The organism is Protofrankia sp. Cr1 (assembly GCF_963555865.1).
In the GTDB taxonomy this organism is placed as follows: domain Bacteria; phylum Actinomycetota; class Actinomycetes; order Frankiales; family Frankiaceae; genus Protofrankia.
Genome location: NZ_CAUVXO010000172.1, coordinates 2,769 through 10,503, shown reverse-complemented (window position 1 = coordinate 10,503; position 7,735 = coordinate 2,769). Strand labels below are relative to the sequence as shown.

Here is a 7,735-nt window from a genome sequence, read left to right as displayed (position 1 = left end):
TGATCGTCAAGTTTGTTGTGGATCCGACGATGTTCGGAGAAGCGCACCGCGAACGGGCGGCAGAATTCGCGGCGGTATCCAGCGACGGCAAGGCGCATGGTTGCCTGCACCACCGGTTTGTGGCCGGCGAGGACCACGTGCTGGCGGTTGACGAATGGGAAAGCGCGGAGGCGTTCCAGAATTTCTTCGCGAACCAGACCGAGATCCCCGGGCTCATGCAGGCCGCTGGCGTATCCGCGCCGCCCGAGGTCAGCGTATACCAGAGCCTGAACTCCGCGGATTCGTTCTAGGAATGGCGCACGCCGTCGCCGTCCCGGGTGAAAACGGAGACGGTTGAGTCTTGGTCGCCGGCGGCGGCCTCGTGTAGTCAGGATTTCGCGTTCGCGGTCACCTATCTCTACCCTGCCGTCGCCCAGAAGCGGTACGCCTCGACCCACGCCGCGCCGTCTGGCGGCGGAGTCGGCAGCCGAAGCAGGAGGCTCTCCTGAGTTCCACCGGCTACTGGTGTCTGGGCGCCCTGCGGGCCGACGCCGATGAGGCCTACCTCCATTCCGTCCGGGCCGAACTCCGCCGGCTCGCCGCCGACGCGGAGATAGACACCTGCTACCGGGACTGGGTCGGGACCTTCAACGACGTCATACCGGCACAGGCACACCAGCCTGACAGCCCGGCGATGAATCTGGACAGGCTCGGCCACATCGCGGTGGTCGGCGACTGCGTCTTCGTGAACATCGGCGGTGCGCTTGGCGACGACAGCGCCTTGGCGCGGGTGGCAGGGTTACGCAGGGGATCGCCGGTCGCGGGGTTGTTGCACGCGCTCGGCCCGGACCGGGCGCGGTCCCTGCCCGGCGTGGTGGGCAACACGCTGGCATCCGCGGCCGAGGTGGCACGCTGCGCGGACGGCTGGCGGGCTGCCTGCACGCTGGCACCCGACGAGCGGGCCGTCGCGTTGGACCGTCTCGACCAATGGTGGGGCGACGCCGGCGACGGCGGCCGCGGCGGGCGCGAACCGATGGCCGTGTTGAACATGATTCCGGAGATCATCGATATCGCGCTGGTGCGGCGCAGCGGCCTGATTGCTCTTGCCGCCACGTTCTGATCGTAGGTGGGTCGCCGGGTCCGACAACGCGTCTCCTCGCGCTGCGGTGGCCAGGTAGATCTGGCCGACACCCGTCGGGCCATGCCAGAGCCGAATTGTGGCGCCCCGCACCCACAGGGCCGGGCGCTCTTAACGATGTGTATCTGATGCTCCTGCCACAACACCAGATTCACATCGTTCCCAAAGAGTGGCCGGCAATAGGGACGCGGCGTCGCGGAGCCGGGGCACGCACCCCAGTCCCGCTCCGTCATCCACGCCCCTATTGCCGGGCACTCTTAGCGGATGAACGCTCGGACCTGCTGCTCCCACCCGTCCGTGTGGATGATCCGCCCGACGAACGCCTCGCGCAGTACCCGCAGGTATGGCAGGCGCTCGACGGCCTGGCGGTAGGGGGAGGCGGCGGTCGCGGTATCGGAGTAGATCGCCGCGACCCGGAACCCGAGCAGCGCGAGTGCCTGGTTCAGTGCGGGGACGCAGCCGGGGTACGCCCGGTAGACGTAGGTAGCGTGGCCATCCTCGCTGAGGACCTCGAACAGCACGTGGCGAGCGGTTTCGCAGAAGGTGAAAGCGAGGACCGTCGGGGCGTCGCCGCTGACGGTGAGCGCTGCGAGATCAGTCCACGGCGCGCGGGCACGTCCCTGGTTCGGCTGCGCGCGTGGCCTCGGTTGGTGGTCATGCCCCAGCGACTGGCCGCCGAATCCGGCCCCCTCGCGCCCGTACCCGCCGAGCAGGCGATAGGCCAGTACAGCGTCGACGTCCGGTTCGGCGTCAAGCCCCCCGTTCATCGCCGAGCCCATCGCATCCACCAGGCCTCCGTGGGCGACCCCGGCCAATCCGCCTGGCGCCGGGGTCGGTACGGCGTGGTTCCTCGGCCCGATCGGGTGGGCGTCGTCGCGGCCGGTCGACCAGCCTTCCCGCTCGACGGAGACGCTTTGATGCAGGCCGAACCAGAGCGTGCCGATCGTGGCCAGTACGTCGATGCAGCGCGCCTGCCGGGGTGTGGAGCAGACAGCGACGAGCGAGGTGAACGTGGTCGGGTCGACCCCGTCGAGTTGGGCGCGCGGGGTAGCGACCCCGTCGGCCAGGTAGCCGGCGACCCGACGGGCGGCCAGCGATCCCAGGCCGGGCAGGAGCGCCGAGACCAGGTGCCCGCTGCGTGCCCGGGCCGCGCTGACTCGGACGCGCAGGAGCTCGCGGAACTCGCCGGTGCGCCGACCGAGCCGCGCGATTACCAGCCTGCGTCCGTCCAGGGTGGCGATCTCGAGGTGGTAACCCGACCCCTCAGCGGCTATCTCACCAAGGAACGAGTACGGCACCTGTTCTGGATCGCCGAGGTCAGGCACCGCAATCAGGGCGTCGTCGTACAGGTACAGCGCAGCGTCCACGCCGTCGAGCGCTCCGGCAAACCGCTCCGGTCGCCCGACGCCCATCAGCAGCAGGGTCCGAATGAGATCTTCGGCCCGGGCTTGGACAAGGTCTGCCAGCACCTGACCGTGCAGCCGACCCAAGCCCTCCAGCAGCAGCATCGAGCCCTCCGCCAACTGCAGGAGCAGGGCTCCCGCAGCGACGTCGGTGACACCGAGGATGTCGGCGCACCGGACCTGCAACGGCTGGCCTGCCCTCGGCGAGACCACGAGCGTGTGATCACGCACAACCGCGGTGGCCTCGCCGTCTTCGAGGAGTTCCTCGTCGGGACCCATCAGTCGGTAGCGCATCGGTAGCGGCCGGCGGCTACGCGGTTGTTCCGCACTCGCCGCAGAAGCTGACCCCCGGCCCGAGACCGGACCCGCAGTTCACGCAGAACCTGCTGGGGCGCGCGGCGGCAAGGGCGGTCCCACAGTGCGCGCAGAACCTGCCGCCACCGCTTTCCTGCCCGCAACCGGAGCAGAGCCCGGTGCCCCGGTCGCGCAGGTTGAGGTCGTCGGTCCAGTCGACCTGCCGCACTCGTTCGTCGATCTGCTGGACCTGGGCCGAGGCCTGGCGGGCGGCGATCTCCTGGTCGACCTTGGGTGCGCAGGTCACGCACAGGCCGCGGGTACCGTTCCAGCAGACCTGCTTGCAGACCCACTGGCCGCAACGGTGGCACTGCTGGAAGCTGGGGGAGACCTCTTCGACGGCAGCGCGCAGCATCCTGTCGTTGGTCGACCCGGCGGTAGAGTCACGCAGCCACTCGGCGTTCCAGCCGGCGTCGGCGATCCGGTTACCCATGTTGCCGCCGAGTAGCCGCCCACCTATCGTCGCGATCCGGCCACCGAAGCCGGTGACGGAATGCCGGAACGCGGACTTGTACCCGTTACCGCACCGCAGGCAGGAGAACTCATACTGGTAACCCTCGCGTGTCGACAGGTCCCGGTAGTTGTTTGTGAAAGGCACCTGGTTCGCCATGCCGCTCCCTCGCACCTCACGGCCAGGGCCCGCAGCCCCACCCGGACCTCCCGCACTCTGCAATTCCACCAGGCCTCCGGCAGCTCGAGAACCACGCTCGTCACACCATCGGCTATCTGCGGACAACCCGCATCATAGAGCGTGACCGGGCGCTCTGACGCGTGTGGGGCTCCAGACCCTCGACGTGGATGTTGGTGAGTAGGCGGGAGGCGGATGCGCCGCGGTGGTGGATGTGCAGGTCGGCGAGTGGGGCCGGCGGGTGGGGGCCGGTGGGTGGCCGGTCCAGCACGAGTGGATGGTTGACATACATTTTCCGCCCGAAAACTGGCGTCTCCTGACGTCGTTCTTCCACTCGTCGCACCGCATGGATTGCGGCCCCGCTCCTTCGTTCCACGCCCCTGTTGCCGGGCGCTCTCAGCGCCCCAGCGGCCCCGTGTAAACGTCCAGGTCACCGTCTGAGCTGAGGGTGTGGAGCTCCACCTGGGGCGTCCGGCCCTCGCGCGTGGGGAGCAGGGGAGTAGGGGAGCAGAGGTGGGCTGCGATGCAGCCGAGGACGGCGAGCGCCGCACCGAGCAGGTATGCGGCGACGAACGGCCCGGCACGCACGGAGTCCGCGACGATCGCCGACAGCAGGCTCATGCCCGTCACGGCGCCGATCTGGATCGCGGTCTGCTGCAACGAGATCGACAGCCCGAAGCTGTCGGCCGGCGCCGCGCTGCCCGCGATGACCAGCAGCGGCGGCTGCGCGTGCCCGAAAGCCAGCCCGCTGGCCATCAACCCGACGATGACCATCCACAAGGTGGCGAGTTGTGTGCCCGCCGCCAGGAGACCGAGTGCGACCACATAGGCGGCGGCTCCTGCGACGGCGAGCCGGCGTGGTCCAAAGCGGCTTCCCAGCCGACTCGCGGACGGCGCTGACAGCGAGATGGACAGTGTGCGGGCCATCGTCACGAGCGACGTCACCGCGATGGACAACCCGAAGACCCCCTCCAGAAGAAGCGGCGTCACGAGGAAGTTGCCCAGATGCGCCGCGCCGATCATGAATGAGGCGACTCCGGATGCACGGATGTCGCGTTCGGCGAGCAGCTGCAGGGGAATCACCGGCACGGCGGCCCGCCGCTCTGTGCGCACCAGGATCCACGCCAGCACCGGGACCGCCGCAAGCAGCCCGATGACCACCGGGCGTGCGCCCCAGACGGCCGCCCGGTTGACGCCGAAGGTGAGCGCGAACGCGGTCATGGCAAGCACGAAGGAGCCGGCCCGGTCCAACGACAGGTGGGCGTTTCCCCGGTCGGCCGGCAAGACTCTGATTGCTGACACGAACGCGAGCAGGGCCAGACAGGCCTGGATCGCGAACAACGGACGCCAGCCGATCGATGAGATGACCAGGCCGCCGATGGCCAGCCCGCTGACCGAGGCACCCGCCAGCACACCGGACGCCCACGCCGAGGGACGGATCCGTTCGGCGGGCGGGAAGGCTTCGAAGAGGATCGCGAACGATGAGGGGATCGTCGCCGCGCCGGTGAGCTGCGCCGCCGTCCGAAAGGCGATCAACGAGAGGGCGTTCCAGGCCAGAGCCGACAGGACCGAGAAGACAATGGCCAGGGCTATACCGACGAGAAAGATTCGGCGGTGACCGCGGATGTCGCCTACCCGCCCGAGGATCGGCATCGCGACCGCCTGCGCCAGCATTCCACCCGTCACCGCCCAGGCGACCACACCGGCGGTGCTGTGAAGGTCGGTGGCGACCGTGCGGATCGACACGGTGAGGACGGTGGCCGTGAAGGTGGTCGAGAACATCCCGACCAGGCACGTCAGGACCACCAGGCCGGGAGTGGCGTCCGGGGACCCCTGCGCGCGCAGCGAACTGACGGGAGTGATGATCTGGTGGGAGTCCGGGTGTGGTGAGCCGGCTGACGAGATGCCCGGCCGGCTGGCCTCGGACCCGGCGACCGGCGCGTCGGGATCAGCCGTCATGGCGGGTGTGGTGCCGCGACGGGGTCTCCTGGATCACAAGTCATCCCCCCGGGCTGGCCGGCGCCACCATCCTGATCATCGGTCCCAGGCATGGGCACGTGCAACCGATCTCACGGACACCGTGGCAAAGCCTCGCTACCCGCTTTCAGTGAGTTGGCCTGGTCTGTGTCGGGTGTGTCGGGTGTGTCGGGTGTGTCGAGCTGGAACCAGACGGTTTTGCCGGTGCGGGTGGGGCGGGCGCCCCAGTGGGTGGCGAGTTCGGCGACGAGTTGGAGGCCGCGGCCGCCTTCGTCATCGGGAGTGGGGTTCAGGAGACGGGGGACGCGGCTGTCGCTGTCGGCGATCTCGACGTAGAGGGCGTGCTGGCCGCGGCGCAGGGTGAGGTGGCTGGGGGTCTGCGCGTAGCGGATGGCATTGGTGACGAGTTCGCTGACGAGGAGTTCCACCAGGTCGATGTGTTCGGCTAGGTGCCACTGGTAGAGGGCGGCGACCGCGGCGTCGCGGGCGGTCTTGGCTGCCCGGGGGTCTGGGGGGAGTCGGCGGGTGCTGACGGTCGCGGGGGTGGTGGCGTGGACGAGCAGGAGGGCGGCGTCGTCGTCGTAGCCGCCGGTCCGGTCGATGAGAGTGAAGAGGCGGTCGGCGGTGGTGTGCAGGCCGGCGGGATCAGCGAGTGCGGCCTGTAGTCGGCGGGTGCCTTGTGCGATGTCGGTGGTGGGGGATTCGACGAGCCCGTCGGTGTAAAGAGAGAGGGTGGCGCCCGGCGGGAACGGGTAGCGGGTTTCGGTGAGCCGCTGACTGGCGACGCCGAGGATGATCCCGCTGTCGTCGTCGAGGAGGTGGACGTCTGCGTGCGGGTCGACGAGGGCGGGGGGCAGGTGGCCGGCGTTGGCGACGGTGATGGTGGCGGTCGCGGGCTCGAAGATGGCGTAGATGCAGCTGACCAGCGCGCCGTCGGGGCCGGCGTCGATGGATCGGACGAGGTCGTCGAGGTGGGTCAGTACGTCCGCGGCGGGCAGGTCGAGGGCGGCGAAGGCGCGGACCGCGGCACGGACCTGTCCCATCACGGCGGCGGCGGTCAGGCCCCGGCCCATGACGTCGCCGATGACGAGGGCGACCCGGCCGGCCGACAGGCCGATGACGTCGAACCAGTCGCCGCCGACCTCGGTGGCGGCGGTGCCCGGCTCGTAGCGCCAGGCGAGTTCCAGGCCCTCGACCGCGGGCAGGTTTCCGGGCAACAGCCCGCGTTGCAGGGTGAGTGCGGCCGTGTGTTGGTGGGCGTAGGCGCGGGCGTTGGCGATCGCGCTGGAGATCCGGCTGCCGAGCTCCGCCGCGAGTTGTACGTCGTGTTCGGTGTAGGACCGGCCGGAGGATCCGACCCCGAAGATGACCACCCCGTGAAAATTGCCACCGGCCAGCAACGGCACATGGATGACGGACCGCAGGCCTATCTGCCTGAAGTACTCACCCGCACCGGGGATGTCGAGGTTACGCACGAGCTGCTCGCCCATTTGGTGCAGCTGTGGTTCACCTACGGCGAGTACCTGGTAGTGGGGGGTCTGGCTGGCGAACTCGATCCGCTCACCGATCTGCAGACCGGGTGGTGGTTCAGGGAAGCCAGCCACGCGTGCGTTCACCAGGCGGCGCAGCGGCAGCCGGTTCGGTCTGGCGGCGGTGTCGAGAGGTTCGTCGGTCAGCAGGAGGATGGATTCGTCGGCGAATTCCGGGACGACGAGTTCGATCAACCCTTCCAGGATTGCTGAGAGGTCCAGAGACGCCCCGACCAGCCCGCTGGCCCGGCTCAGCAGGCGCAACCGCCGCTCCACCGCCTCCCGACCTGCCTCCGCGTGGCGCTGCTCGGTGACGTCGACGACCGCCACACCTACCGCCTTGGTGATCCCGTCGCGATCGCGGATCGGGTAGTGGGAGACGCGCCAGGCCCGCTGGTCCGGCCCGGTAGCCGGGGTGGTGCCGGCGAGGTCGACGTCGAGGATCGGCTCGCCCGTGGCCAGCACCCGACGGATCACCAGCCACGCCTCGGGCTCTACCCCGGGGAGCAGTTCGGCGATGCTCTTGGTCCCGACGTCGCCCGGGGACAGGCCGTTGATGGCGAGAATCGCCTGGTTCATCCAGCAGACTCGTAGGTCGCGGTCGACGACCAGCAGGCCGATCGGGGCCAGGTCGGACATCCGTGCGGCAAGCGTCAGCCTGTCCCATGCGTCCGGGCTGGCGGGGCTGGGGAGTCGGTGCCGCTCCACGTCACGGGTCGCCACCGGA

7 protein-coding genes are annotated in these 7,735 nt (G+C 69.4%); 2 read left to right on the top strand and 5 right to left on the bottom strand.

All coding sequences use genetic code 11. The features are described from left to right. The coding region (locus U9980_RS14740; RefSeq protein ID WP_322768437.1) for a hypothetical protein at window positions 1-290 on the top strand (290 nt) is incomplete at its 5' end. A 383-nt stretch (window positions 291-673) separates the two neighbouring features. Beyond that, complete coding sequence (locus U9980_RS14735) at window positions 674-1,099, top strand: hypothetical protein (RefSeq protein WP_322768436.1); 426 nt, start codon at window positions 674-676, stop codon at window positions 1,097-1,099. A gap of 275 nt (window positions 1,100-1,374) precedes the next feature. Here U9980_RS14735 and U9980_RS14730 read toward each other — a convergent pair whose 3' ends face one another. The 5 genes from U9980_RS14730 to U9980_RS14710 all read right to left on the bottom strand — a co-directional run. Continuing rightward, window positions 1,375-2,814 carry a hypothetical protein gene (locus tag U9980_RS14730; RefSeq protein WP_322768435.1) on the bottom strand — a complete coding sequence of 480 codons (1,440 nt, stop codon included), beginning with the start codon at window positions 2,812-2,814 and terminating at the stop codon, window positions 1,375-1,377. 16 nt (window positions 2,815-2,830) lie between these two features. Further along, window positions 2,831-3,484, bottom strand: a complete 654-nt coding sequence (locus tag U9980_RS14725) for a zinc ribbon domain-containing protein (protein WP_322752569.1) — start codon at window positions 3,482-3,484, stop codon at window positions 2,831-2,833. 112 nt (window positions 3,485-3,596) lie between these two features. Continuing rightward, window positions 3,597-3,836: a hypothetical protein gene (locus tag U9980_RS14720; protein WP_322768434.1), complete on the bottom strand. Its 240-nt coding sequence runs from the start codon at window positions 3,834-3,836 to the stop codon at window positions 3,597-3,599. A 62-nt stretch (window positions 3,837-3,898) separates the two neighbouring features. Next, complete coding sequence (locus U9980_RS14715; protein ID WP_322768433.1) at window positions 3,899-5,461, bottom strand: MFS transporter; 1,563 nt, start codon at window positions 5,459-5,461, stop codon at window positions 3,899-3,901. 110 nt (window positions 5,462-5,571) lie between these two features. Continuing rightward, window positions 5,572-7,735 (bottom strand): SpoIIE family protein phosphatase (locus tag U9980_RS14710; protein ID WP_322768432.1); only part of this gene is annotated, 2,164 nt, incomplete at its 5' end.

Excerpts from the sequence above, each read along its gene's own strand:
- U9980_RS14735 (WP_322768436.1), top strand. The coding sequence starts at position 674 with ATGAATCTGGACAGGCTCGGCCACATCGCGGTGGTCGGCGACTGCGTC.
- U9980_RS14730 (WP_322768435.1), bottom strand. The coding sequence starts at position 2,814 with ATGCGCTACCGACTGATGGGTCCCGACGAGGAACTCCTCGAAGACGGC.
- U9980_RS14725 (WP_322752569.1), bottom strand. The coding sequence starts at position 3,484 with ATGGCGAACCAGGTGCCTTTCACAAACAACTACCGGGACCTGTCGACA.
- U9980_RS14715 (WP_322768433.1), bottom strand. The coding sequence starts at position 5,461 with ATGACGGCTGATCCCGACGCGCCGGTCGCCGGGTCCGAGGCCAGCCGG.